Source organism: Mycobacterium venezuelense (genome assembly GCF_054919535.1).
Map to the genome: position 1 here is coordinate 100,518 of NZ_JBONDW010000018.1, position 26,433 is coordinate 126,950.

General features: G+C 67.8%; 22 protein-coding genes and 1 riboswitch. Of the genes, 12 read left to right on the plus strand and 10 right to left on the minus strand.

What is annotated here, in order from left to right; all coding sequences use genetic code 11:
* Positions 1–14 precede the first annotated feature (14 nt).
* The 3 genes from ACRCUN_RS25860 to gcvP all read left to right on the plus strand — a co-directional run bounded on the left by ACRCUN_RS25860 (position 15) and on the right by gcvP (position 4,556).
* Positions 15–509 carry a bifunctional nuclease family protein gene (locus tag ACRCUN_RS25860; protein ID WP_036439829.1) on the plus strand — a complete coding sequence of 165 codons (495 nt, stop codon included), beginning with the start codon at positions 15–17 and terminating at the stop codon, positions 507–509.
* 249 nt (positions 510–758) lie between these two features.
* Positions 759–1,379 carry a MerR family transcriptional regulator gene (locus tag ACRCUN_RS25865; RefSeq protein ID WP_462144467.1) on the plus strand — a complete coding sequence of 207 codons (621 nt, stop codon included), beginning with the start codon at positions 759–761 and terminating at the stop codon, positions 1,377–1,379.
* 93 nt (positions 1,380–1,472) lie between these two features.
* Positions 1,473–1,571: riboswitch (glycine riboswitch) on the plus strand.
* 168 nt (positions 1,572–1,739) lie between these two features.
* A complete protein-coding gene (gene gcvP / locus ACRCUN_RS25870; protein ID WP_462144533.1) occupies positions 1,740–4,556 on the plus strand; it encodes an aminomethyl-transferring glycine dehydrogenase in 2,817 nt (938 codons plus the stop codon).
* A 22-nt stretch (positions 4,557–4,578) separates the two neighbouring features.
* On the opposite strand, the gene ACRCUN_RS25875 is transcribed toward gcvP, so the two are convergent.
* The 6 genes from ACRCUN_RS25875 to ACRCUN_RS25900 are packed head-to-tail and all read right to left on the minus strand — an operon-like array spanning position 4,579 to position 13,434.
* Positions 4,579–5,352, minus strand: coding sequence for a thioesterase family protein (locus ACRCUN_RS25875; protein ID WP_462144534.1), 774 nt, complete (start codon positions 5,350–5,352; stop codon positions 4,579–4,581).
* A 60-nt stretch (positions 5,353–5,412) separates the two neighbouring features.
* Positions 5,413–7,758: a substrate-binding domain-containing protein gene (locus tag ACRCUN_RS25880; RefSeq protein WP_462144468.1), complete on the minus strand. Its 2,346-nt coding sequence runs from the start codon at positions 7,756–7,758 to the stop codon at positions 5,413–5,415.
* 46 nt (positions 7,759–7,804) lie between these two features.
* The gene (locus tag ACRCUN_RS25885; RefSeq protein WP_462144469.1) at positions 7,805–10,051 is read right to left on the minus strand and encodes a malate synthase G; all 2,247 of its coding nucleotides are present in this window, start codon (positions 10,049–10,051) and stop codon (positions 7,805–7,807) included.
* 51 nt (positions 10,052–10,102) lie between these two features.
* Entirely contained in the window at positions 10,103–11,023 is a 921-nt protein-coding gene (locus tag ACRCUN_RS25890; protein WP_462144470.1) for a 3-methyladenine DNA glycosylase, read from the minus strand.
* Positions 11,016–12,068, minus strand: a complete 1,053-nt coding sequence (locus tag ACRCUN_RS25895; RefSeq protein ID WP_462144471.1) for a hemolysin family protein — start codon at positions 12,066–12,068, stop codon at positions 11,016–11,018. Before ACRCUN_RS25895 ends, ACRCUN_RS25890 begins: the two co-directional genes overlap by 8 nt.
* On the minus strand, positions 12,061–13,434 hold the full coding sequence (locus ACRCUN_RS25900) for a hemolysin family protein (protein WP_462144472.1): 1,374 nt from the start codon (positions 13,432–13,434) through the stop codon (positions 12,061–12,063). The genes ACRCUN_RS25895 and ACRCUN_RS25900 overlap by 8 nt, the downstream gene beginning before the upstream one ends.
* A 348-nt stretch (positions 13,435–13,782) precedes the next feature.
* On the opposite strand from ACRCUN_RS25900, the gene ACRCUN_RS25905 reads away from it, so the two are divergent.
* The 3 genes from ACRCUN_RS25905 to ACRCUN_RS25915 are packed head-to-tail and all read left to right on the plus strand — an operon-like array spanning position 13,783 to position 17,417.
* Complete coding sequence (locus ACRCUN_RS25905) at positions 13,783–14,826, plus strand: iron ABC transporter substrate-binding protein (protein WP_462144473.1); 1,044 nt, start codon at positions 13,783–13,785, stop codon at positions 14,824–14,826.
* Between the two features lie 4 nt (positions 14,827–14,830).
* The gene (locus ACRCUN_RS25910) at positions 14,831–16,366 is read left to right on the plus strand and encodes an ABC transporter permease (RefSeq protein ID WP_462144474.1); all 1,536 of its coding nucleotides are present in this window, start codon (positions 14,831–14,833) and stop codon (positions 16,364–16,366) included.
* Positions 16,367–16,370: 4 nt separating this feature from the next.
* Positions 16,371–17,417: an ABC transporter ATP-binding protein gene (locus ACRCUN_RS25915; RefSeq protein ID WP_462144475.1), complete on the plus strand. Its 1,047-nt coding sequence runs from the start codon at positions 16,371–16,373 to the stop codon at positions 17,415–17,417.
* On the opposite strand, the gene ACRCUN_RS25920 is transcribed toward ACRCUN_RS25915, so the two are convergent.
* The 4 genes from ACRCUN_RS25920 to ACRCUN_RS25935 all read right to left on the minus strand — a co-directional run bounded on the left by ACRCUN_RS25920 (position 17,400) and on the right by ACRCUN_RS25935 (position 21,829).
* On the minus strand, positions 17,400–18,836 hold the full coding sequence (locus ACRCUN_RS25920; protein ID WP_462144476.1) for a GuaB1 family IMP dehydrogenase-related protein: 1,437 nt from the start codon (positions 18,834–18,836) through the stop codon (positions 17,400–17,402). The two genes, ACRCUN_RS25915 and ACRCUN_RS25920, sit on opposite strands and share 18 nt — an antisense overlap.
* 99 nt (positions 18,837–18,935) lie before the next feature.
* Positions 18,936–20,390 (minus strand): NADP-dependent phosphogluconate dehydrogenase, encoded by a 1,455-nt coding sequence (gene gndA / locus ACRCUN_RS25925; protein WP_067851870.1) that lies wholly within the window; start codon positions 20,388–20,390, stop codon positions 18,936–18,938.
* A gap of 51 nt (positions 20,391–20,441) precedes the next feature.
* Positions 20,442–21,398, minus strand: a complete 957-nt coding sequence (locus tag ACRCUN_RS25930; protein WP_462144477.1) for a M56 family metallopeptidase — start codon at positions 21,396–21,398, stop codon at positions 20,442–20,444.
* A gap of 14 nt (positions 21,399–21,412) precedes the next feature.
* Positions 21,413–21,829, minus strand: coding sequence for a BlaI/MecI/CopY family transcriptional regulator (locus tag ACRCUN_RS25935; RefSeq protein WP_462144478.1), 417 nt, complete (start codon positions 21,827–21,829; stop codon positions 21,413–21,415).
* A gap of 224 nt (positions 21,830–22,053) precedes the next feature.
* Between ACRCUN_RS25935 and ACRCUN_RS25940 the strand changes: the two genes are divergently transcribed.
* The 6 genes from ACRCUN_RS25940 to ACRCUN_RS25965 all read left to right on the plus strand — a co-directional run bounded on the left by ACRCUN_RS25940 (position 22,054) and on the right by ACRCUN_RS25965 (position 26,420).
* Positions 22,054–22,824, plus strand: a complete 771-nt coding sequence (locus tag ACRCUN_RS25940; protein ID WP_462144479.1) for an iron reductase — start codon at positions 22,054–22,056, stop codon at positions 22,822–22,824.
* A gap of 156 nt (positions 22,825–22,980) precedes the next feature.
* Positions 22,981–23,385 (plus strand): PaaI family thioesterase, encoded by a 405-nt coding sequence (locus ACRCUN_RS25945; RefSeq protein ID WP_462144480.1) that lies wholly within the window; start codon positions 22,981–22,983, stop codon positions 23,383–23,385.
* A 52-nt stretch (positions 23,386–23,437) separates the two neighbouring features.
* A complete protein-coding gene (locus ACRCUN_RS25950) occupies positions 23,438–23,740 on the plus strand; it encodes an urease subunit gamma (RefSeq protein WP_462144481.1) in 303 nt (100 codons plus the stop codon).
* Between the two features lie 11 nt (positions 23,741–23,751).
* The gene (locus tag ACRCUN_RS25955) at positions 23,752–24,066 is read left to right on the plus strand and encodes an urease subunit beta (RefSeq protein ID WP_462144482.1); all 315 of its coding nucleotides are present in this window, start codon (positions 23,752–23,754) and stop codon (positions 24,064–24,066) included.
* The gene (locus ACRCUN_RS25960; protein WP_462144483.1) at positions 24,063–25,784 is read left to right on the plus strand and encodes an urease subunit alpha; all 1,722 of its coding nucleotides are present in this window, start codon (positions 24,063–24,065) and stop codon (positions 25,782–25,784) included. Before ACRCUN_RS25955 ends, ACRCUN_RS25960 begins: the two co-directional genes overlap by 4 nt.
* Complete coding sequence (locus ACRCUN_RS25965; RefSeq protein ID WP_462144484.1) at positions 25,785–26,420, plus strand: urease accessory protein UreF; 636 nt, start codon at positions 25,785–25,787, stop codon at positions 26,418–26,420. It begins immediately after the preceding gene.
* The last annotated feature ends 13 nt before the right edge of the window (positions 26,421–26,433 follow it).

Below are 26,433 nucleotides of genomic sequence, written 5' to 3' on the forward strand. Positions count from 1 at the left end.
GAGGGTAGGCACAGATGGCTGAGGTTCGGGTTGTCGGCATTCGCGTGGAGCAGCCGCAAAACCAGCCGGTGCTGCTGCTCCGCGAATCCAATGGTGACCGTTACCTGCCGATTTGGATCGGGCAGTCGGAGGCCGCCGCCATCGCGCTGGAACAGCAGGGTGTCGAGCCGGCCCGGCCGCTGACGCACGATCTGATCCGAGATCTCATTGCCGCGCTGGGGCATTCGCTCAAAGAGGTGCGCATCGTCGACCTGCAGGAAGGCACGTTCTACGCCGACCTGATCTTCGACCGCGACATCAAGGTGTCGGCGCGGCCGTCGGACTCGGTGGCGATCGCCCTGCGCGTCGGCGTGCCGATCTACGTGGAGGAGGCGGTGCTGGCCGAGGCTGGGCTGCTGATCCCCGACGAGAACGACGAGGAAGCGGCAGGCACCGTCCGCGAGGACGAGGTGGAGAAGTTCAAGGAGTTCCTCGACAGCGTGTCACCCGACGATTTCAAGGCGACATGAGCCCGGCCCGCGCTGCGGCCCCGGCTGTGCCGGTTGAGGTCACGGATACGTCTCAACTGGCCTCATCGGTGTCGACACGCGGCGCGGGAGTCTTTCAACGGGGATTCCGGCAGCCATACTTTGGTTGCAGCGAGCAGTCATGGCTCGACGGGAAGCGTATGCTCGACACACTCGGGCTTGTAGCAAACCGCCGCAGTGCAGGTCGTTGCGGTAGACCGCGGGCGAGTTCGAACGGCGAGAGGATTCACAGTGGGTGACACGCCACGGCAGGAAGAGCTGGATCTCACCACCGGAAGTGGGGCCGAGCCGCCCGTCAGGGTGTCCAGCGAACCTGTTCAAGCCGGGTTGTTCCCCGACGATTCCGTTCCCGACGAGCTTGTCGGCTACCGCGGCCCGAGCGCGTGCCAGATCGCAGGTATCACCTACCGGCAGTTGGACTACTGGGCACGGACCTCGCTCGTGGTGCCCTCCATCCGCGGCGCCGCCGGATCGGGTAGTCAGCGGCTCTATTCCTTCAAGGACATCCTGGTCCTCAAGATCGTCAAGCGACTGCTGGACACCGGAATTTCTCTGCACAACATCCGCGTGGCGGTGGACCACCTGCGCCAGCGCGGTGTCCAGGACCTCGCGAACATCACCTTGTTCTCCGACGGCACCACCGTCTACGAATGCACGTCGGCAGAAGAGGTCGTCGACCTGCTGCAGGGTGGCCAGGGTGTGTTCGGCATCGCGGTGTCGGGTGCCATGCGTGAGTTGACCGGCGCCATCGCCGACTTCCCCGGCGAGCGGGCCGACGGCGGCGAGTCGATCGCCGCCCCCGAGGATGAGCTGGCTTCGCGGCGCAAGAGCCGCGATCGCAAGATCGGCTGAACTCCCGCAAATTCTCTGAGCGGTAACGCCTTCCGGCGTTGTGGCCGACGCTTGCCGCTTCGGCCGGGCCGACCGGTAGAATCAGCAGCGCATCGCCCTTGTGCGGGAGAGTTCCGTGATCGCCAGTCACGGACGCCGAAGGAGCAACACCTCTCCGTCAACCTCTCAGGCACCCAGGACCGCGCCAGGCCCCGATGCCTCTGGAAAGCGGTGCCGTTGCGGCGCCCGCCCATGGGGAAAGGCCCACGCCGGGCCGAATCTCTCAGGCGCCCGTGCGGGTCGACGACAGAGGGAGAGGGACGGTAGTACGTCTCGTACGTCTACGCCTCGATCAGGGGAGAGACCTTGTCCGACCAGCATCTGCCGCGTTTTGTCGACCGTCACATCGGTCCGGACGCCTCCGCCGTCGCCACCATGCTCGACGTGATCGGTGTCAGCTCACTCGACGAGCTGGCCGGCAAGGCGTTACCCGCGGGCATCCTCGACAGCCTCGACGGCGATGGCCGCGCACCCGGGCTCGCCCAGCTGCCCGCCGCGGCCACCGAGGAGCAGGCGCTCGCCGAGCTGCGTGCGCATGCAGACTCCAACACCGTCGCGGTGTCGATGATCGGCCAGGGCTACTTCGACACCCTGACGCCGCCGGTGTTGCGCCGCAACATCCTCGAGAACCCGGCCTGGTACACCGCCTACACCCCGTACCAGCCGGAGATCAGCCAGGGCCGGCTGGAGGCTCTGCTCAACTTCCAGACCATGGTCTCGGATCTGACCGGTCTCGAGGTGGCGAACGCCTCGATGCTCGACGAGGGCACCGCCGCGGCGGAGGCCATGACGCTGATGCACCGCGCGGTGAAGGGGCCGGCCAACCGGCTCGCCGTCGACGTTGATGTCTACGCACAGACGGCGGCGGTGCTGGCCACTCGGGCACAACCGCTCGGCATCGAGATCGTCACCGCTGACCTCCGCGACGGACTGCCCGAAGGCGAATTCTTCGGCGTGATCGTGCAATTGCCGGGCGCGAGCGGACGTGTGGACGACTGGTCGGGACTGATCAGCGCAGCGCACGAGCGCGGCGCCCTGGTCGCGGTCGGTGCTGACCTGCTGGCACTGACCGTGGTCACCCCGCCGGGCGAGATCGGTGCCGACGTCGCGTTCGGTACGAGCCAACGATTCGGTGTGCCAATGGGTTTCGGCGGCCCGCATGCCGGCTACCTGGCCGTGCACGCCAAGCATGCCCGTCAGTTGCCCGGTCGCCTGGTCGGTGTGTCCGTCGATGCGGATGGGGCGGCGGCGTACAGATTGGCACTGCAGACCCGCGAACAGCACATCCGCCGCGACAAGGCGACCAGCAATATCTGCACCGCCCAGGTGCTGCTCGCCGTGATGGCCGCGATGTATGCCAGCTACCACGGTGCGGAGGGGCTCACGGCCATCGCGCGCCGAGTCCACGGTCATGCCGAGGCGATCGCGGCGGCACTCGGCGATGCACTCGTGCACGACAAGTACTTCGACACCGTCCTGGCGAAGGTTCCCGGACGCGCGGACGAGGTGATCGCGGCCGCCAAGGCCAGGGGCATCAACCTGTGGCGCGTCGACGCCGACCACGTCTCGGTGTCGTGCGACGAAGCCACCACCGATGACCACGTCGCCGCGGTGCTCGACGCGTTCGGGGTCAGCGCCGCCGAACCGCGCTGCGCCGGGATCGTCACGCGGACCTCGGACTTCCTGACCCATCCGGCGTTCACCCGCTACCGCACCGAAACCGAGATGATGCGTTATCTGCGGTCGCTGGCGGACAAGGACATCGCCTTGGACCGCAGCATGATTCCGCTCGGCTCGTGCACCATGAAGCTCAACGCCGCAGCCGAGATGGAGCCCATCACCTGGCCCGAGTTCGCTCGCCAGCACCCGTTCGCGCCGGCATCCGACAATCCGGGCCTGCGCAAGTTGATCGCCGACCTGCAGACCTGGCTGAGTGGGATCACCGGCTACGACGAGGTGTCGCTGCAGCCCAACGCCGGTTCGCAGGGGGAGTACGCCGGGCTGTTGGCCATCAAGGCCTACCACGATGCCCGCGGCGACCATGCCCGAGACCTCTGCCTGATCCCGTCGAGTGCGCACGGCACCAATGCGGCCTCGGCCGCGCTTGCCGGTATGCGCGTTGTCGTCGTGGCGTGCCGCTCGAACGGCGACGTCGACCTCGACGATCTGCGCGCCAAGGTGGCCGAGCACGCGGATCGCATTGCGGCACTGATGATCACCTATCCGTCGACGCACGGCGTGTACGAACACGACGTCGCCGAGATCTGTGCGGCGGTGCACGACGCGGGCGGCCAGGTCTACGTCGACGGGGCGAACTTGAACGCGCTCGTCGGGCTTGCCCGTCCGGGCCGCTTCGGCGGTGACGTCAGTCATCTGAACCTGCACAAGACGTTCTGCATTCCGCACGGCGGTGGCGGGCCGGGGGTGGGTCCGGTCGCGGTGCGGTCGCACCTGGCGCCCTTCCTGCCGGGCCACCCGCTGGCCGACGAGTTGCCCGATGAGCACACAGTCTCCTCGGCACCGTACGGATCGGCCTCGATCCTGCCGATCACTTGGGCCTACATCCGGATGATGGGTGCCGACGGGTTGCGCGCGGCATCGCTGACCGCCATCGCGTCGGCCAACTACGTCGCTCGCCGCCTCGACGAGTACTACCCGGTGCTCTACACCGGCGAGAACGGCATGGTCGCCCACGAGTGCATCCTGGATTTGCGAGCCATTACCAAGACCACCGGCGTGACGGTCGACGACGTGGCAAAGCGCTTGGCCGACTACGGGTTCCACGCTCCGACCATGAGCTTCCCGGTCGCAGGAACGCTCATGGTGGAGCCGACCGAAAGCGAGAGCCTGGCCGAGGTCGACGCATTCTGTGACGCGATGATCGCGATCCGCGCCGAGATCGACCGCGTCGGTTCCGGCGAATGGACGTCCGAGGACAACCCGCTGCGCAACGCCCCGCACACGGCCGAATGCCTACTGGTGACCGAATGGAATCATCCCTACACCCGCGAGCAGGCCGCCTACCCGCTTGGCAAGGGCGTCCGGCCGAAGGTGTGGCCACCGGTCCGGCGCATCGACGGAGCCTACGGCGACCGCAATCTCGTGTGCTCGTGCCCGCCCGTCGAGGCGTTCGCGTAGCGGCTGGGTCGGCGCCCCAGGCTCATCTCAGGCCGATGTGCCGGGGCGGCCGAAACGCGTCCGCGGGCTGCGCGAGTGCGACGGCGATGCTGCTGCCGAGCGGCCCGTGCCGGTCGTACAGCGTCGCGGCCCCGGACGCGACACCGGCGTCACTGTGATGACTGTCGGCCGCCAGACCGATGTAGTCCCCATCGGGTAGCCGGCTCAGCGTTACCGTGAAGTCGGCGTTGATGTAGCGCAAACCGCCTGTGCCCCAATGGGTCAGGGCGCTAGTGACATCACCGGCCAGCGCGAGCCGGGTGAACGGGGTCATGTCATGGCCGGCGATCAGCGGGCGTATCTCGCGAACCCAGGCGAACTTCGGTGCGCGGTCCTGTTCCCATTCCGCCGACGTACCACCCAGAGTTCCTGCCGGCCCGCCAGATCCGTATGCCCACAGCAGGAACGGCATCGTCACCTCGGGTTCGGCGGAACCGTCGGGCACGGGCGGCATGCTCGACGGGCTAGACCACACCGATCCCTCGGGTGCCTCACCGCGGCGTAGGAACACCGCACTCGCTCGCGAGACCACCGCGTCACGCTGCCATGCATGTGCGTCGATCACCGTGATGCGCCGGCCTTCTCGCTGCATGGACGTACGCAGCTGGATTGGCTCCATGAATGTGGGACGTAGTAGGTCGACGGTGAGGCGTGCCGGTTGCAGGCCGGGATCGGCCTGCGCCCGTTCGACCGCCCAGCCGAGCAGGCCGCCCATGATGTGACCGCTCACCGTGGCTCCCCACGGCCCTTGTGCCATCGGACCCGGCACGAAGCGGTCTCCGTCGACGGTGAAGAACGCTTCGGGCTCGGACAACGATCAGCTCAACAGCGTGGTGATCGCGTTGGTCAGTTCGGGGGACGCCGAGCTGGACACGTTCTGGTAACTGCCGCCGCTGATCTGGGCGACAGCCTCCCAGGTGGCGCGGTCGGAATCGCCACCGAAGTCGATGACGTTGACCGCGACAGGGCGGGCCTGATCGAACGCGCCGCGAACGAACTCCTGCAGCCCTGAACCGTCCAGGCTCTGGTCGGTGTGCGGGCCGGTGGTGATCACCAGTATCGAATTCGCCCGGCCTTCTTTGTAGTTGGCTATCGCCTCGTTGTAGACCAGCCGCAGCGTGGTGAACGAGACGGCGCCGCCACCCGAGGGGGACTGCTCCTCGAAGGTTGAGCTGAGTAGTTGTGAGCGGGCGCGGCCGCTGACCGGTTCGGCCAACGGTCCCAGGGTCACCTCGGAGCGTCCTTCGGTGCCGTCGAAGGTCCACAGACCGACCTCGGACGTCGCGGGCAGCGCCTTGAGCCGGCTGTTGAGCGCAGCCACCACGTTGGCCAGCCGGGATTTTCCGCCTTCCTCGGTCGGCATCGACTGATCGAGCATGATCGTCACGGCCGGGCTCGAGGCCGGCGCAGCCGTTGCGTTGGCCAGTGTGACGCGCATCGAGTTGTCGCTGACCGAGAGCGGAGCGGCGAGCGGGCCGAATTCGGTGACGTCGCTGGACGGCGGCGTGGTGCCCTCGGCCCTGAACCCGGCATTGGCGAGCTCGCTCAGTTGCTCGGGCTTACGAAGGTAGCGGGCGAACTCACTGGCCGCGGTGACCTGTTCCTGCTCCAGCCAGTCACCGGCGAGCAATACCGCCGGATAGTCGGCGACTGCCGTCGGCCCGTCCGGTACCCAGCCCGCCAACGAATCCTTGGCATCGCTGAGCGTCGCAGCGTGCGTGAACAGCTGCTGCTCGGTCGTGGCCACTGCGTGCACCGGAGCGGTCGCGGGATCCGACGCGTTGAGCATTGCGTCGAACGCCGTCGCGAGCTCACCGTCGTTGAGTTTGGGTTGTCCGCCGAGCAGGGTGTTGACCCCGCTCATGCCTGCCGTCGGAGGCGAACCGGACGGAGCGGACTCAGTGGCCACGGCTTCGGCGGCCAGATACGCCGCGTCACCGTTGTTGCGGTTCGGCAGGGCGAGCTTCAACGTTCCCCAACCGGGCAGCCGCAGCCCGTTCATCGCGGCCGGGTTGCTCTGCAGTTCCGGTAGCTTCGACCAGTTCTGCTGGCCGAGAGCATCTTTGAGCTGCGGGCTGACCGCGAGCAGAACCGGTGAGGTGACCAGCGATCGGCTGTCGCTGACGGTCTCGGCGCCCGCGGTCGCTTCGAGGCGGGCGGCGGAGATACTGCTCGACGGGATCCACAACGCCGGGCGGTCTCCGAGTTCGCTCGGCCAGGTGTTCGCGAATCCGCTCACCACGCGGTCGGATTCGGCCGATTGCACGCGCACCTTGACGCAGCGGTCTCCGACCGGGCTGGCCGATTCGTTGTACTTGTTGGCCAGGGTTTCGATGTGTGACGAGATCGTCGGGTCGGCGATCACGGCCACCCCGAGTTCACCGTCGACACAGCGCGCGGCGGCGGCGTCGCTTCGATCCGACAGGACGTCGCCGAAGAACTTCCACAGGATCACGCCTGCGACCACGGCCACGACCGTGACGAGGGCAGCGATCACCCCGACGCTGACCCCGCGGCGGCCGGATGCCACCGCGCGGTGGCTTCCCGTCCATTCGCCGTCCCAGTCCCCGCCGCGTTGCCGGCGAGACGGGGTGGACGGCGGAGGCGGGGGACCCGCCGCACTCAGCTTTGCGGTCGGAGCATCGCGATCGTCGTCTTCGGCATAGTCGTCGGCGTACTCGTCGGCGTACTCGTCGGCATAGCCATCGACATACTCGTCGGCGTACTCGTCGGTGTAGTCGGCATCCGAGTAATCGGGATAGTCGGAGTCGCCGCCAGAATCGCGAAAGTCGTCGGCGTCGTCGGCGTACCGGTGCTGGCGGTACGCCGATTCCGGCGGGCGATCCGCTCCGCGCCGGTAGTCGGCTTCCGGCCGGTACCCGCGCTCTCCCGGGTACTCGGGCGGTGGCTGCTGGTAGCCGCGGTCCTCTCGATAGCCGGGATCGGATTGATACCCCGGCTTCCGCTCATACCCGTAGTCGGGCTCGTCGGCTTGGGGATACTCCGAACGCCCGAACCCCGACTGGCCGTGCCCGCCCCGGTCCTGGTCGCGCTCGCGATACGACTCGTGACGACCCGGCGTTTCATAACCGGTGTCGTGGCCGGGCCCCAACTCGGGCTCGTCGGCGGAGTCCTCGGGGTCGGGAATGCTGTGCCTGCCCATTCCTAACCCCTTGACTCGTCACTCATCCGGCCCCGCCGAAGTCTAATCACTGGGCAGCGGTGCTCGCTTTGAACTCGCGCCTGCGCCGGTGCAGGATCGGCTCGGTGTAGCCATTGGGCTGCTCGGTGCCGGACAGGATCAGCTCCTGCGCGGCGGCGAACGCGATGCTGGCCTCCGGGTTGGGCGCCATCGGCAGATACGCGGGATCCTTCGAGTTCTGCTCGTCGACCACCGCGGCCATCCGGCGCAGGCTGGCCTTGACGTCCTCGGCCGTGATCACACCGTGGCGCAGCCAGTTCGCCAGCAGCTGGCTCGAAATACGCAGCGTGGCGCGGTCTTCCATCAGTGCGACGTCGTGGATGTCGGGCACCTTCGAGCATCCGACACCTGCGTCGATCCAGCGCACCACGTAGCCGAGGATCGACTGGCAGTTGTTGTCGACCTCCTCGTGGATCTCCTCCGGAGACCAGGTGAGCGACGAGTCGGCGAGCGGGATCGTCAACAGGTCTTCGAGCTTGCCGCGCTTCTTGCCTGCAAGCTCCTGCTGGACCGCGAACACATCCACCTGGTGGTAGTGCATCGCGTGCAGGGTGGCCGCAGTTGGCGACGGCACCCATGCCGTGGTGGCGCCCGCCTTCGGTTGTCCGATCTTCTGCTCGACCATGTCGGCCATCAGATCGGTCATGGCCCACATGCCCTTGCCGATCTGCGCCTTGCCGGACAGTCCGGCCGCCAGGCCCACGTCGACGTTGGCGTCCTCGTAGGCCTTGATCCACGGTTGGCTCTTCATGGTGCCCTTGCGCACCATCGGGCCTGCTTCCATCGAGGTGTGGATCTCGTCGCCGGTGCGGTCCAGGAACCCGGTGTTGATGAACACCACGCGGTCGGCGGCGGCTTTGATGCAGGCCTTGAGGTTGACCGTGGTGCGGCGTTCCTCGTCCATGATGCCGACCTTGAGGGTCGCCTGGGGCAGTCCGAGCACGTCCTCGACGCGGCTGAACAGCTCGCACGTGAACGCGACCTCGTCGGGGCCGTGCATCTTGGGCTTGACGATGTAGACCGAGCCCGTGCGGCTGTTGCGCAGCGGCCCGTTCGCGCCGTCGTTGTCGGAGGCGTCCTTCAGCCCGTGCATGGCGATGAGGCTCGTGAACAGCGCATCCTGAATGCCTTCGAAGACCTCGTTCCCGTCGGCATCCACGATCGCGTCGTTGGTCATCAGGTGGCCGACGTTGCGCACGAACAGCAGGCTGCGGCCGGGCAGCGTGAGTTCACCATCCCCGTCCGGTGTGGTGAAGACGCGGTCCTGGTTGAGGACGCGGGTGAAGGTCTTGTCGCCCTTGCTGACCTCTTCGGCCAGATCACCCTTGTTCAGACCCAGCCAGTTGCGGTAGCCGAGCACCTTGTCATCGGCGTCGACCGCGGCCACCGAGTCCTCGAAGTCCATGATCGTGGTGATCGCGGACTCCAGCACGACGTCTTTGATGCCCGCGGCGTCGGTGGCGCCGACGGGGGAGTCGGGGTCGATCAGGATCTCGATGTGCAGGCCGTGGTTGCGCAGCAGCACCGACCATTGCGGCTTGCCCAGCTCACCGGTGTAGCCGACGAACTGCTCGGGCGCCGCGAGGCCTTCCGACGAGCGCTCGCGCGAGGAGTCATCGGCCCCGGACAGGTCGTCACCGTAGGTGACGAGCAACTGACCCTCGTCGATCTTGAGGCCGGTCGCCTCGCTCCACGAGCCGGCCGCCAGCGGGACGGCCTCGTCGAGGAAAGTGCGGGCGTACGCGATGACCTTGTCACCGCGCACCTTGTTGTAGCCCACACCCTTCTCAGCGCCGTCCTCCTCGGAGATGACGTCGGTGCCGTACAACGCGTCGTACAGCGAACCCCACCGCGCGTTGGCGGCGTTGAGCGCGAACCGGGCGTTGAGGATCGGCACCACGAGCTGCGGGCCCGCGGTGGTGGTGATCTCGTCGTCGACACCGGCCGTGGTGATCGTGAAGTCGTCGGGCTCGGGCAGCAGGTAGCCGATATCGGTGAGGAACTGCTTGTAGGCAGCCGGGTCGACCGGTTCGAGCACATGCGAACGGTGCCACTTGTCGATCTGGGCCTGCAGTTCGTCGCGGCGGGCCAGCAGGTCCTGGTTCTGCGGGGTGAGGTCGGCGACCACCTTGTCTACTCCGGACCAGAAGGTGTCGGGGTCGATGCCGGTTCCGGGCAGCGCTTCATTCGTGATGAAGTCGTGCAACACGCGCGCCACGCGCAGATTTCCGACCGTCACACGATCGCTGGTCATGCTTTCCTCCCTCGGCTCCAGACACCGTGCGGCGCCTGCCGTTTATCCAGCTTACCCATCGGTAACGTCGGCTTTTTCACCGTCCGTGCTGATGAGTAACAGCTCACATCGGTTTGCCAGAGTGGCCCGCAACGGGGCGGCCCTCTCGGCGATCTCCTGTTGGGCCCGGACGTATTCGGCACGCCCGGCCGGTGTTTCGATGGGGATCGGCTCGAAACCATAGCGCCTCAAGTCGTATGGACTGGCGCACATGTCCACCGCCCGCGCGTCGGCGGCCAGTTCGAGCGCATCGATCACCAGCTCAGAAGGCACCAGTGGCCCCAGTTTGTACGCCCACTTGTACAGGTCCATCGCAGCGTGGATACAGCCTGGTTGCTCGGCGCTGAGCTGCGTTTCCCGGCTGAGCCTGCGGTCGTTGCGTACGGCGGCCGGTTCGGTGAAGAACCGGAACGCGTCGAAGTGGCTGCACCGCAACGGCATCGACTCGACCACCGCGTCGGTGGCGGCTGCGCCGAGACGCAGCGGAACCTGGGTGTGGCGTACGGCGTCGGTGCGATACACCATCGCCCACTCGTGCAGCCCGAAACAGTTCAGGCGGGCGGGGCGCGTGGCGGTGGCGCGCAACAGCGACGCGATGAACCGCACCGTTTCCGTGCGGGCCGCGAGGTGACCGTGCGTGACGGTGACGCCGTCGGGGCAGCGGCCGTAGCCGGTCGCGCCGAGGTAGCGGCGTGCCGACGCACCAGCCAGGACCACCCCGAATCCGGGATGCCAACGACGCAGTTGACGCGGCCGCAGGCTGTAGTAGGTGAACAGGAAGTCCCATACCGGGTGGGCTTCTGCGCGCTCCTGACGACGCACATGCGGCGTCAGGAACGTCTCGACCCGCTCGCGATGACGCTGTTCGGCCGAGGTCCACTCGGCCTCGCCCAGGATCCGGGCCAGGGTGGCGACGGGCGCCGGCTCAGACACGGTGCGTTCCGTCGCGGACGGTGCCAACCAGATCCTCGACCAGGTCTTCGAGCGCGACCATCGCGGTCACCGCACCGTCGGGCGACGTGGCCAGGGCCAGGTGGCTGTTGCTGCGCCGCAGCCGCGACAGGGCGTCGGGCACCGGCAGCGTGGCCGCCAACTGCGGGAGCGGCCGCACCATCGCGCGGTCTACCACCGCGTCGGGCTCGTTGACCTGGGGCAACACGTCCTTGATGTGCAGGTAGCCGATGAACGCCCCGAACATGTCGACGACCGGGAAGCGCGAGTATCCGGTCTCGGTGAGGGCCCGCTCCACGGCGGCGACGGTCGGTCCGGTGTCCTGCGCGGCAACCTGCACCGCGTGAATTTCGTCGAGCGGCATGGCGACGTCCGCCACGGTCCGAGTGCGGGTCTGCAGGGCGCGGGTCAGCCGGTGGTGCTCCTCGGGATCGAGCAGGCCCTCGGACACGGATTCGGCGATCATCTCCGACAGCTCGACAGTCGACACCGCCGATGCCAGCTCGTCGCGCGGTTCCACCCGAAACGCCCGCAGCGTCGTGTTGGCGCACCAGTTGTAGAACGCGATGAACGGCCGCGCCGCGCGGATGTAGAGCAGATAGGGCGGGATGAGCAGCATCGCCGCGGACTCCGGCCCGGCGATGGCGATGTTCTTCGGGACCATCTCGCCGAGCAGGACGTGCAGGATCACGACGATGGCCAGGGCGACGAAGAACGACACCGTGTGCAGCACCGCGTCGGACACTCCGAGCAGCCCGAACGGCTTCTCGAGCAGATGCGCGACGGCGGGCTCGCCGACGCGGCCCAGCAGGATCGAACAGATTGTGATGCCCAGCTGGGCGCCGGCCAGCATCAGCGACAGATTCTCGCCGGCCCGGATCACCGTGACGGCACTTCTCTTGCCCTGCTCGGCCAGCGCTTGCAGCCGGTCGCGGCGGGCGGAGATCAGCGCGAACTCCGACGCCACGAAGAATGCGTTGGCCGCGAGCAGCAGAACCGTCAGCAGCACGCCGAAGATGTCACCCATGGTGGTCGCCTCCGTGCGGGCTGCCGTTGCCCAATCCGGTCAGCTCCAGCAGGTCGATACGGCGGCCGTCCATCCGGACCACCGTGGCCAACCAACGAGTCGGCTCGTCGGACCCGCTGTCCGGATCGAATGCCGTCAGCTCGACCGCCTCACCGGTCTCGGGTATGTGGCCGAGCTCCTGCAGAACCAGGCCGCCGATCGTCTCGTATTCGCCTTCGGGGGCGCGGAATCCGGTCTCGGCGGCGACCTCGTCGATACGCAGCAGGCCCGAGACCTGCCAGCCCTGACCGGCGGGCACGACGTCGGGTGTCGCGTCATCGTGTTCGTCGCGGACATCCCCGACGATCTCCTCGATGAGATCCTCGACCGTCACCATGCCCGCGGTCCCGCCGTACTCGTCGACCACCAGGGCGGTCTGCAACCCGTTGGCCCGGATCTGGGTCATCACGGCGTCACCGTCCAGCGTGGATGGCACGGTCGCGACGGGCAGGGCCAGGCCCGCCAGCCGGGTGCGGGCACGGTCGTCGAGCGGCACGGTGAACACCTGCTTGACGTGCACGACGCCGATGGTCTGATCGAGGTCGCCTTCGATGATCGGGAACCTCGAGAATCCGGTCTCGATCGCGGCGGTCATCAAGTCCGCGACGGTGTCGTCGGCATTGAGTGCCTCGATCTTGGACCGTGGCGTCATCAATTCCTCGGCGGTGCGCTCGCCGAACTGCAGCGAGCGGTCGACGAGCAGAGCCGTTGTCTGATCGAGTGATCCGGTGCGTGCCGAGTTACGGACGAGTGATACCAACTCCTGCGCCGAGCGCGCCGAGCGCAGTTCTTCGGCAGGCTCGATCCCGAGCCTGCGCAGAATCCAGTTCGCCGTGCCGTTGGTCAACCGGATCACCGGGGTGAACAACATCGAGAACAGCAACTGGAACGGCGCGGCGGCGCGCGCCGTGGGGACCGGCCGGGCCACCGCCAGATTCTTCGGCACCAGCTCGCCGAACACCATCGACAGCGATGTCGCGATCAGCACGGCCAGAAACAGCGAAAGACCACCGGCGAGGTTGGCAGGCAGGCCCATCGCGTCGAGGCCGGGTTGGATCAACCGTCCGACAACCGGCTCGGCGAGGTAACCGGTGGCCAGGGTGGTGATGGAAATACCCACCTGCGCGCCGGACAGCTGGAAGGACAGTGTGCGGTGCGCGCGCCGGACCATCTGGTCGCGGCGGTCACCGTCGCGGGCGTTCGCCTCGACCGTGCTGCGTTCGAGGGCCGTCAGCGAGAACTCGGCAGCAACGAACACTGCGGTGCCGACGGTCAGAAGCACGACCGCCAATATCGACAACAGCGAGAAAACCACGCTCGAACTCATCGGGATCTCACCTGCGGGGCGCCGGGCACCAGGCCCGGCCAACTAGGAGAGGGGTCGTCAGCTTCGGCGTTCAGGACTGATTGCTGCTCCGCCCGGAATCCCGGTTCAGAACCGGAGGCCTCAGTCGGTGCCTGCGGCACGTGAACCCTTTCGTTCGCGCCGGCCATCGGATCTGGCCGACCATGAATGCAGTGAAGCTCAATACTAACGCGAACGTAGCGGCCGACTGCCGCCAACCGTCGCGTTGTGCCTGCAAATCGGCGCCCTGTCATGCGGTTTACGCAGCCTAACCAAACTCGCGCGGGTAGGGTCATCCCATCCCGTCGGGCAGCCGAAGGCAGGTCCTCCATGACGTCTTTCCTGGCTCAGTCGAAGCCGGTTCTCCGCCTGGCCGGTGCGCTCGGTGCCGTCGCCGCCGTGTTCGCGCTGAGTGCGTGCGGATCGCAGCCGGCGGAATCGGCGGACAAGATCGTGGTGTATTCGGGCCGCAGTGAGGAGCTGGTCGCACCGCTGATCGAACAGTTCACCAACGACACCGGAATCGAGGTGGAGACCCGCTATGCCGGTTCCGGGGAACTGGCCGCGCAGCTGATCACCGAGGGCGACAAATCGCCGGCCGACGTCTTCCTGTCGCAGGACGCCGGCGCACTGGGAGCCGTCACCCAGGCCGGCCTCTTCGCGCCGATCGATGCCGAGACGCTCAAGGCGGTTCCGGACAAGTTCTCGGCTGCCGACGGCACTTGGGTCGGGGTGTCCGGCCGCGCCCGCGTCGTTGTGTACAACCCGACCCTCGCGCCCAACGCGCCGGACACCATCGACGGACTGCTTGCGCCGGAGTGGAAGGGAAAGATCGGGTTCGCGCCCAGTAATGCGTCCTGGCAATCGTTCGTCACCGGACTGCGGGTGATCCGCGGTGACGACGGGGCCCGGCAATGGCTTCAGGCCTTCAAAGCGCAGGAACCCAAGGCATATGAGAACAACGTCGCGGTGCGCGACGCGGTGGACTCCGGGCAGCTGCCGTTGGGCCTGGCCAATCACTACTACCTGTACGAGTTGATCGACGCGAAGGGCCCGCAGGCAGTGACCGCGCGCAACAAGTTCATGGCACCGGCGGATCCTGGCGGCCTGATCAACGTGGCCGGGGTCGGGGTTCTCAAATCCGCGCCGAATCCGCAAGGCGCACAAGAATTCGCGTCGTATCTGGTCGGCACGTCGGCGCAGGAGTACTTCGCGGGCGAGACGATGGAGTATCCCTTGATCGCCGGGGTGGCGCCGTCGGGTGAGATGCCACCGCTGAGTGACCTGCAGCCGCCTGCCGTCGATCTGTCGGCGCTGTCCGATCTGGAGGCCACCCAGGAACTGTTGGTGGAAACCGGACTGCTGACCAACTGACCCGATGAGCGGACGTGGCCGACGTGCTCCGGCGCCGTTGGTGGGTGCGGCGGCGCTGGTCGTCCTCGCCACGTTGGTGCCGCTGGTGTATCTGGGTGAGCGCGCCGCGGAGCGGGGTTGGGCGTTCGTCGTCGACGAACTGTGGCAGGCGCGGACCGCGGCGCTCGTGGGGCGGTCGCTGACCCTGGTCGTCGTGGTCACCGCGATCTGCGTCGTGCTCGGGGTGGGGCTGGCGGTGCTGGTGTCGCGGACCGATCTGCGCGGCAGGCGCGGACTTGCCGTCGCCCTCACGCTTCCGCTCGCCATACCGAGCTATCTGCTTGCCTACCTATGGGTTTCGGTATACCCGGCGGTCGAGGGATTCTGGGGTGCGTGCCTGGTCCTTGTGCTGGTGAGCTATCCGCTCGTGTTCCTCACGACCATGGCGGCGCTGTCGCGGGTGGACCCGGCGTTGGAGGAGGTGGCCCGTTCACTGGGACACGGCGGCCTTTCGGTGCTGTTCCGGGTGACGCTGCGGCAGGCCAGGGGTGCCATCACGGCAGGCGGCCTGCTGGTGGCGCTGTATGTGCTCAGTGACTTCGGCGCGGTGGCCGCGATGCGGTATGAGGCGTTCACGTGGGTGATCTACGGCGCCTACCGGTCCGGGTTCAACCCGTCGCGGGCGGCGGTCCTCTCACTCGTGCTGTTGGTGCTGGCGCTGGTGTTGGTGCTGGCCGAAGCGCGGGCCCGCGGGATCGCCGCATCGCGGATCGGTGGTGGCACCCCGAGGCCCGCGCCGCTCAACCGGTTGGGGCGGTGGTGGCCGCTCGCCGTTGTCGTCCCGGTCTCGGTGCTGGCCGCCGCGATCGGGGTGCCCAGCGTCGCGTTGGTGGGTTGGTTGTCGACCGCGGGCGCGCGGTGGGACGGCGGCGAGTGGGTGGCCGCGCTCGGCGCGACGATCTGGCTCTCGGTCATCGCGGCGGTGGTCTGCACTGTCGCCGCACTGCCCCTCGGTGTGCTCGCGGCGCGTTACCGCGACCGCGCGACCCGGGTACTGGAGGGTGCGAGCTATGTGGCGCACGGACTTCCGGCGATCGTCATCGGCATCTCGATGGTGTCGCTCGGCGTGTTGTTGCTGCGTCCGCTCTATCAGCACGCGCCACTGCTGATCCTGGCGTATGCGGTGCTGTTGGTGCCGTTGGCGGTCGGCTCGGTGCGGGCGGCCGTCGAGACGACGCCGGTGCGGCTCGAGGAGGTCGCACGGTCGCTCGGGCGCAGTCCGCTACGCGCGTTCGGGGCGGTGACCGCGCGTCTCTCGGTTCCGGGCATCGGAGCTGGCGCGGCACTGATCCTGCTGACGTGCATGAAGGAGTTGCCGGTGACCCTGCTGTTGCATCCGACGGGTGTCGACACGCTGGCGACGCGACTGTGGGGCTATAGCTCGGTCAGCGACTACGCCGCCGCCGCACCGTACGCCGCGGCCCTTGTGGTGTTCGCCGCCCTCCCGACTGCCGCGCTCGGATTGTTCAGCGCGGGCCGAAGCGGGGTCCGAAGTGACTGAGGGCGTGGCAGGTGTTGCAGCACTTGGGATTCACAAGTCGTATAGCAGGCGGCAGGTGCTCGCGGGTGCCGATCTCGAAGTGCCCGCCGGCACGATCACCGCCGTGCTCGGACCGTCGGGCTGCGGCAAGACCACACTGCTGCGCATCCTGGCCGGATTCGACGATCCCGATGCGGGAACGGTGCACATCGCGGGGCGGCCGATGGTCGGTCGCGGCCCGGTGGTACCGGCGCATCGGCGGCGGGTCGGCCTCATGCCGCAGGAAGGCGCGCTGTTTCCGCACCTGACGGTCGGCCGCAACGTGGCGTTCGGTCTCGAGGGCCGCAATGGGCTGGCTTCGGAGGTCGCGTACTGGCTCGACGTCGTCGGCTTGCCCGGCCTGGCGAATGCCCGCCCGCACGAACTGTCCGGCGGCCAGCAGCAGCGCGTCGCGCTCGCAAGGGCACTCGCTGCCCGGCCCCGTGTCCTCCTGCTCGACGAGCCGTTCGCCGCGCTGGATGCTGGGCTGCGGACCCGGGTGCGCGAGGACATCGCCGAAATCCTGCGCGGCGCAGGCACTACCGCAGTCCTCGTGACGCACGACCAGACCGAGGCGTTGTCGCTCGCGGATTCGGTTGCGCTGCTGATCGACGGTGCGGTGGCCCAACACGCCGCGCCTGGCGACCTCTATGGGCGGCCGGCCAACCTGGTAACCGCCCGATTCGTCGGCGCCACAGTCGAATTGGCCGGCACGTGCCGTGCGGGTGTGGCGCACACCGCGCTCGGTGCCCATCCGGTTCGCATCGAGGTGGCCGACGGACCGGCTGTCGTGGTGTTGCGGCCCGAGCAGTTACGGATGGGCCTGCCGGTCGGCGATACCGATGCCGGCAACACGGCGCGGGTGTGCGCGAGCCGGTTCTATGGCGCTGACACGGTCGTGCATGTCGCGCTGCGCGACGGAACTGCGCTGCGCTTGCGCAGCCCGGGGGACGCGCGCGTGGCCACCGACAGTGCGGTCACCGTCGAGGTGGCCGGCGACGTGCTGGCCTACCCGTCACCACCCGCTGGGTAACGGATGGCCTTCGGCGAATCCGGCGGCCGATTGCACACCGAGCACCACCTTCTCGTGGAGTTCGGCGAGGTTGGCGGCGCCGACGTAGGTGCACGTGCTGCGTACGCCCGACGTGATGTGATCGAGCAGATCCTCTACACCGCCACGCGCCGGGTCGAGGCCCATGCGGGAACTTGAAATGCCTTCTTCGAACAGCGCTTTGCGCGCCCGGTCGAATGCGCTGTCACCGGCTGTGCGAGCTGCGACCGCACGCTTGGAAGCCATGCCGTAGCTCTCCTTGTACGGCCGGTCGTCGCGGTCGTGCAGCAGATCGCCTGGCGATTCGTAGGTGCCGGCGAACCACGAGCCGATCATCACGTTCGACGCGCCCGCCGCCAGGGCCAGTGCCACGTCGCGCGGGTGCCGGACGCCACCGTCGGCCCACACGTGTGCACCGAGTTGTCTTGCGGCGGAAGCGCATTCGACGACAGCGGAGAACTGTGGCCGGCCGACTCCGGTCATCATCCTGGTCGTGCACATCGCGCCGGGGCCGACGCCGACCTTGACGATGGATGCGCCGGCACTGATGAGGTCGCGGGTGCCTTCGGCCGACACCACGTTGCCCGCCGCGAGCGGCAGGCCGAGATCGAGCGACGCCACTGCCTTGATGGCGTCGAGCATCTTGAGTTGGTGACCGTGCGCGGTGTCGATGACCAGCAGGTCGACCCCGGCCTCGGCGAGCGCCCTGGCCTTGGCCGCGACGTCACCGTTGATGCCGACCGCGGCGGCGATGCGCAGCCGGCCGGCGGCATCGACCGCGGGTGCGTAGATGCCTGCGCGGATCGCGGCGGTGCGGGTGAGCACCCCGGCCAGGGTGCCGTCGGGCTCTGTCATCACGGCCACGTCGATCGGCGCGTGCTCGAGCAGGTCGAACACCTCGCGGGGGTCGGTGCCGACCGGTGCGGTGATGAAGTCGGACAACGCGATGTCCCGAACGCGGGCGAACCGGTCCACGCCTGCGCAGGCGGCCTCGGTAACCAACCCGATCGGCCGACCTTCGAACACCACGACGGCTGCGCCGTGGGCACGCTTGTGCAACAGCGCGGTGGCGTCCGACACCGAGTCGTCGGGGCTCAGCGTCACCGGTGTGTCGACAACCAGGTCCCGGCTCTTGACGAACTCGACGGTCTCGCTGACCGCCGTGATCGGCAGATCCTGGGGCAGCACCACGATGCCGCCGCGCCGCGCGATGGTCTCCGCCATCCGCCGGCCGGCCACCGCAGTCATGTTGGCCACCACAACGGGGATCGTGGTGCCCGAACCGTCGACGGTCGAAAGGTCCACGTCGAAGCGCGACGCCACATCCGACCGGCCCGGGACGACGAAGACATCGTTGTAGGTCAGGTCATAGGGCGGTGTGTGCCCGTCAAGAAATCTCATCGCCACCGAGTCTAGTTGGGCGCCGCCCCGCCGAGCAGACACAGAGTCGCACGAACCAGGCCCTGGTAGCGCGATTCTGTGTCGGCTCGCGGTGGGAAATCAGGCGGGGACTTCGCTGCGGTCGCCGCTCCACAGGGTGTGGAACTTCTGGCCGGGTTCGGCGTCGATGCGGCCGTAGGTGTGGGCGCCGAAGAAGTCGCGCAGGCCCTGGGTCAGTGCGGCTGGAAGTCGCTCGGTGCGCAGTGCGTCGTAGTAGGACAGCGCCGAGGAGAAGCCGGGGATCGGGATGCCCAGCTGCGTTGCGGTCACCACGACGCGGCGCCAGCTGTCGATGGCCGATTCGACGGCGCTGCGGAAGTACGGCGCGGCGATCAGCGTGGCCAGGTCCGGCTCGACGTCGTAGGCCTCTTTGATCCGGTTGAGGAACTTGGCCCGGATGATGCAGCCGCCGCGCCAGATGGTGGCGAGGTCGCCGGGGGTGATGTTCCAGTCGTATTCGGCACTGCCGGCCTGGATCTGGTTGAAGCCCTGGGCGTAGGCGACGATCTTGGAGGCGTAGAGCGCTTGGCGCACGTCCTCGGTGAACTGTGCGGCGTCGGCCGGTGCGGCACCCAGGTCGCCGGAGGCCAGGCCCACGGTGGCCTTGCGCTGGGGCACCGAACCCGACAGGGCCCTGGCGAATACGGCCTCGGCGATGCCGGTGACGGGCACGCCGAGGTCGAGGGCGGATTTCACGGTCCAGCGTCCGGTGCCTTTTTGTTCGGCCTCGTCGACGATCACATCGACGAGCGGCTTGCCGGTCTTGGCGTCGGTCTGGCGCAGCACCTTGGCGGTGATCTCGACCAGGAAGCTGTCGAGGTCGCCTTTGTTCCATTCGTCGAACACGTCGGCGATCTCGCCGGCACTCTTGCCAAGGCCGTCGCGCAGCAGTTGGTAGGCCTCGCCGATCAACTGCATGTCGGAGTATTCGATGCCGTTGTGCACCATCTTGACGAAGTGCCCGGCACCGTCGGGGCCGATGTGGGTGCAGCAGGGCACGCCGTCGACGTGGGCCGAGATCTCCTCGAGGAGCGGGCCGAGGCTCTTGTAGGACTCGGCGGGGCCACCGGGCATGATCGAGGGGCCGTTGAGCGCGCCCTCCTCGCCGCCGGAGATGCCCGCGCCGACGAAGTGCAGGCCACGCTCTCGCATCGCGGCTTCACGCCGGATGGTGTCGGTGTAGAGCGCGTTACCGCCGTCGATGATGATGTCGCCTTCTTCCATGGCATCGGCGAGCTCGTTGATGACGGCATCGGTGGCCTCGCCTGCCTTGACCATGATCAGGACTCGACGCGGCTTTTCCAGTGCGTCGAGGAATTCGGCGATGGTCTCGCTGCGGACGAACTTGCCTTCCGACCCGTGCTCGGCCAGCAGCGCATCGGTTTTGGCCACTGACCGGTTGTGCAAAGCGACGGTGTAGCCATGGCGGGCGAAGTTGCGGGCGATGTTCGAACCCATCACCGCCAGGCCGGTAACGCCGATCTGCGCCGTGCCGGAAGTGCTCGTGTTGGTCATGCAGGAGCCTTTCGTTGTTTTGTTGTAGAGGAACGCCTGACCGGAACGGCCTTATCCCAGGCCGGAGAACAGGCGGTGCAGCTCGGTGAGCCAGGGCACGGCGACCGCGACAGTGGGGACGACGAGTACGGCTACTGCTGCCAGATATGCGATCGCGGACAGGACCAGACTGTTCGGTTTGCCGCCGAGGCGTCGCACACGGATCACGGTGGTTGGCCCGCCCGCGGCAAGCGCTCCGGACGGTGTGCGACCGCCCGCGCACGCGACAAGGGCGCGGGCCAGGGGAGTGGGTCCGGCGGTCCGCACCGCGGCGTCGTCGGCGAGGAGCTCGATCAGCAGGCGCACCGCGTCCAGCGCACTGGCACTGCGGACGAACCGTGGAAATGCGGCGTGCACGGCGGTGAACATCTCGAGGACGAGGTCGTGCCGCGCGCGCAGATGCGCACGCTCATGGGTGAGGATCGCGGTGACCTCGCTGTCGGACAACGTGTTCAGTGTCCCTTCACTGACCACGACCCGGCTGCGCACACCGGGCAGACAGTAGGCCAGCGGCTGCGCCACATCGAGGATGCGCAAGCCGCTGGCCGAGGTACAGAGGTGGGTCGGCACGGCGTCGCGTGACCGGCTCAGTAGGTCGACCATCATGCGGTGATGCGCCCGGCGCCTGCGGGTCGCCACGGCGACCTGGATCACCGCGACACACAGCCGGGCGCCGATGAGCAGGGTCAGGGTGAAGACGACGACATAGAGCAGCCACAGCGGCCAGCCGAGGACTTTGATCTCGCTCGTGATGGTCGCCGTCGGGCGCCCGTCCGGCCCGGGGACGAACAGCCGGCTGGCGATCGCGATGCCCGCGGAGAACGCCGAGAGCACGGCAGCCAGGGCGATCGACTGCCACAGCACGATCGCGGCGCGCGGCGCACGCAGCGGCCATGACGCCCGCGCCAACATCGCCGGCACTGGCCCAACCAGGGCCAGCGCGACGAGGGTGAAGGCCAGCGCGGACACGCCGTAAGTCTCTCTCAGGCGGTGCTGGAATTACCAGTCGGTGGCGGGATCCGGTGTTTGCTTTCGAGCTCTTGAAGCGCGCGCCGCAGCGCAGCGGCCTCATCGGCGCCGACTCGCTCGACGAAGTGCACCAGCGCGGCCTGACGGCTGCCGGAATCCGCGGCCTGGTCGAGGGCGTCGACCATCAGGCCGGCGACCAGTTCATCGCGGCCATGTGTTGGCGCGTAGCGGTGCGCGCGGTCATCGCGGTGCTGCACGACGAGGTTTTTCTTCGCCAGGCGCTGCAGCACGGTCATGATCGTGGTGTAAGCCAAGTCGCGGCGGGCGGCCAGCGCCTCGTGGACTTGGCGCACAGTTTGGGGTTCCGGCGCGGACCAGAGGTGATCCATCACCTCGCGCTCCAATTCCCCAAGACGCGTCAATTTGGCCATGTTCCGTTCACTCTCCTGAGCAGTAAGCCCAGCGTACTACGGGCTTACTACCGCGTGTCGTATCCATCGACGAGCAAGTGCTCCGCCGCCGTCGGCGGGCGTCTACTTCAAGGTCAACGACCATTCACGGGCCGGCTGTGAATCGAGTCACAGGGGGTGGCCCTCGATCATCGCGTGACTATAGTAAGGCTAACCTAAGTCACATTGGAGCCTTCGGAGGTGTCATGACGGTCTTGATCGAGGACCCGCTGATCGCGGGTATGGCCATCAAACGGGCACTGCCGCTGCACGAGTCCAGCCGGCGCCTGCGCGAGCTGTATCCGGAGTGTCCGCGGGTCTACGGTGTTGCCGTCATGGGTGACCTGTCGCGCCGGCGGTGGTGGCCGCTGGCCGAGGCGCTGAGCGGCGATCGGCTGCAGCTGATGTTCGACACCGCGATCGCCGAGACCGACAACCGCGCCGCGGTCGCGCAGCAGATGGCCGCCACGCTCGCGCACGTCGTCATCGGCCGCGTGGTGCCGCTGTTGGTGCTGGAGGGCCGCGCCTGGGACACCGGCTTGGAGAATCTGTGGGTGCATGTCGACTCGGAGGGCGCGATCGACTGGGTGGGCGTGGTCGATCCGATCCTGCGCGCGCTGCCCGACGATCCGCATTTCCGTGCCGGGATGACTCGCATTTCCGATGCCGCGCATGACGGCATCGTGGCGCTGCCGAGTGAGGCCGCGCTGACGACGTGGGTGGCGCACCGCAGTCATCGCGCTCTCGAGCCGCTGTTCGCCCGGTTGTTCGAGATCAGTGGCGGCGCGATGTCCGTTGCGGCCATGTGGCACATGGTCGGTGCGGCCGTCGTGAGCGCGGCCACGCAGGTACCGCTGCTTGCCAATTGCAGTGAACTGGTCAGCATGCGTCGCGGTCAGGCGGTGCTGGACGCCCTCGTCGGCTTCGGTCTGCCGGTCCGCGGCGCCAGTCGCGCAGGGAAGGTCTTGCTAAATTAGGGCAGCCTTGCCTATTCTTTCGGTACGAGGCTAACGGACCGCGCCGGAGTCCTGAGGGCTGCAGAGACCCCCGGTCCACTCGAGGGCGGGTCCCGTGCGAATTGCACGGGACCCGCCCGCATCTTTATGGCGGCCCGCCGTGTAGACACGAGGACTGTGACGACAGACGCGCCCGAAGGGCTGGGCAAGGGATTCGACACCGAATTGGGCCTGACCTATCTCGAGCTGACTCCCGACGGTGGCCGAGCCGAGCTCAAGATCCACGACAAGCTGTTGCAGCCGTGGGGCATCGTGCACGGCGGCGTCTACTGCTCAATCGTCGAGAGCCTTGCCAGCGTGTCCGGACACATCTGGCTGTCGCAGAACGGCGGTGGCACCGTCGTGGGCGTCAACAACAACACCGACTTCCTGCGGGCGATCGGATCAGGAACTGTGACAGCGGTTTCCACGCCGATCCACCGCGGACGCCGCCAGCAGCTGTGGCTCATCACGATCACCGATGAGAACGACCGGCTGGTGGCCCGGGGGCAGGTCCGGTTGCAGAACATGCCTGCCGCCTAGCTGCTTCGGTACGCCGCGCGCGGGTGCGGGCGGCGTGGCAGTATCGCCCACTATGCGTTTAACGCCGCATGAACAGGACCGGCTGCTGATCTCGTATGCCGCAGAGCTTGCCCGTCGTAGGCAGGCTCGCGGTCTTCGGCTCAATCACCCCGAAGCGGTCGCGGTGATCACCGACCACCTACTCGAGGGTGCGCGCGACGGCCGCTCGGTCGCCGAATTGATGGCGAGCGGCCGCGGCGTGCTGACCCGGGATGAAGTCATGGAGGGGGTTCCCGAAATGCTGGCCGACGTCCAGGTCGAGGCGACCTTCCCGGACGGCACGAAACTGGTCACCGTCCATCAGCCGATCGCTTGAGGTGGCTGCTCATGATTCCAGGTGAAATCCTGTTCGGGGACGGCGTGATCGAGATCAATCGCGGGGCTGACCGGCTGACCCTCGACGTCGTCAACACCGGCGACCGGCCGGTTCAGGTCGGCAGTCACGTGCATCTGCCGCAAGCCAACGCCGCTCTGGACTTCGACCGCACCGCAGCACACGGCCACCGGCTCGACATTCCGGCAGGCACCGCGGTTCGTTTCGAACCCGGTGTGGCCCAACGCGTCTCTCTCGTACCGCTTGCCGGGGCCCGTGAGGTGCACGGCATCAGCCTCAACCCGCCCGGCCGATTGGACCCCTCATGACCCAACTCTCCCGGGCCCGGTACGCCGCGTTGTTCGGCCCGACCGCCGGTGACCGGATCAGGCTGGCCGACACCGACTTGTTCGTCGAGATCACCGAGGACCGCAGCGGCGGACCGGGTCTCGCCGGTGACGAGGCGGTGTTCGGCGGCGGCAAGGTGCTGCGCGAATCCATGGGGCAGTCGCGGGCGACGCGTGCCGACGGTGCACCCGACACCGTCATCACCGGTGCGGTGATCATCGACTACTGGGGAATCATCAAGGCCGACATCGGTATTCGAGACGGCCGTATCACCGCTATTGGTAAGGCCGGGAACCCCGACATCATGACGGGCGTACATCCCGATCTCGTGGTGGGTCCTTCCACCGAGATCATCGCGGGCAACGGCCGTATCCTCACCGCGGGCGCGATCGACTGCCACGTCCACCTCATCTGCCCGCAGATCATGGAGGAAGCACTCGGCAGCGGCATCACCACGATCGTCGCCGGCGGGACCGGGCCGGCCGAGGGCAGCAAGGCCACCACCGTCACGCCCGGCTCGTGGCATCTGGCCCGGATGCTGGAATCGCTGGACTCCTGGCCGCTGAATGTCGCCTTACTCGGCAAGGGCAACACGGTCAGCGCCGAGTCGATGTGGGAGCAACTGCGCGGCGGCGCAGCCGGATTCAAGCTGCACGAGGATTGGGGTACGACGCCCGCTGCGATCGACGCGTGCCTGACCGTCGCCGACGCGGCGGGCGTGCAGGCCAACATCCACACGGACACCCTCAACGAGGCCGGATTCGTCGAAGACACTCTTGCCGCCATCAAGGGCCGGTCGATCCACGCCTATCACACCGAGGGTGCCGGCGGCGGGCACGCGCCCGACATCATCACCGTCGTCGGCCACGCCCACGTTCTGCCAAGTTCGACCAACCCCACCCGGCCGCACACCGTCAACACCCTCGACGAGCACCTCGACATGCTCATGGTGTGCCATCACCTGAATCCCGCCGTACCGGAGGACTTGGCATTCGCCGAGAGCCGGATCCGGCCGTCCACGATCGCCGCCGAGGATCTGCTGCACGACATCGGTGCCATCTCGATGATCGGCAGCGACGCGCAGGCGATGGGCCGGATCGGCGAGGTCGTTCTGCGCACCTGGCAGACCGCGCACGTGATGAAACGCAGGCGCGGTGCGCTGGAGGGTGACGGCGATGCCGACAACAACCGGGTGCGGCGCTACGTCGCGAAATACACGATCTGCCCGGCGATCGCGCACGGGCTCGACAGCGAGGTCGGTTCGGTCGAGGTGGGTAAGCTCGCCGACCTGGTGCTGTGGGAACCGGCGTTCTTCGGCGTCCGTCCGCATGCGGTGCTCAAGGGCGGCATGATCACGTGGGCGGCGATGGGCGATGCCAACGCGTCGATTCCCACGCCGCAGCCCGTGCTGCCGCGGCCCATGTTCGGCGCGGCTCCCGCGGCGGCCGCCGCGACCTCGGTGCACTTCGTCTCGCCGCACGCGATCGACGACGGACTCGCCGATCGCCTCGACATTCGGCGGAAACTCGTGGCGACCAAGAACGTTCGGCACGTGGGCAAGGCTCAGATGCCACTCAACGATGCGCTGCCGCACATCGAGGTGGAGCCCGACACGTTCACGGTGCGCATCGACGGCGAGGTGTGGCAGGAACAACCGGCAGCCGAGCTACCCATGGCACAGCGATACTTCCTGTTTTAGATGAGCAGTCTGGCAACACTTCTCACCCTGGCCGACTCGCGATTGCCGACCGGCGGGCATGTGCATTCCGGCGGCGTCGAAGAAGCCGTCACCAGCGGCCTGCTCACCGACCTGACGACATTGCACGCCTATCTGGTCCGGCGTATCCGAAGTCAAGGCCTGGTGGCCGCCTCGCTGGCCGTCGCCGTGCAGTCCGGTGCATTGACGCCCGAAGCCGCCGACGCCGAGACCGACGCCCGCACACCGTCTCCGGCGGCCCGCGACGCGTCGCGGGCTCAGGGCCGGGGATTGGTCCGGCTGGCACGGCGGGTGTGGCCGGGGGAGCGGTGGGCCGCAGTCGGCTCGCGGCCCCATCTTCCGGTCGCGGCCGGGGCGGTGGGCGCGGCGGCCGGGCTGCTTGCCGAACAGACCGCGCTTTCGGTGGTCTACACCACGATGACCGGCTCGGCGACCGCCGCGCAGCGCCTGCTCGCGCTGGACCCGGGTGACGTCGCCGCACTTACCTTCGAACTTTCCGCGCTGTGTGACTCGATCGCCGCAGAAGCCACAGCCGGGCCGGCCGACCTGTCCGATCCACTGCTCGACGTGCTGGCCCAGCGCCACACCGAACGCGAACGCCCGCTGTTCGTCTCCTGAATCACGAAAGGCC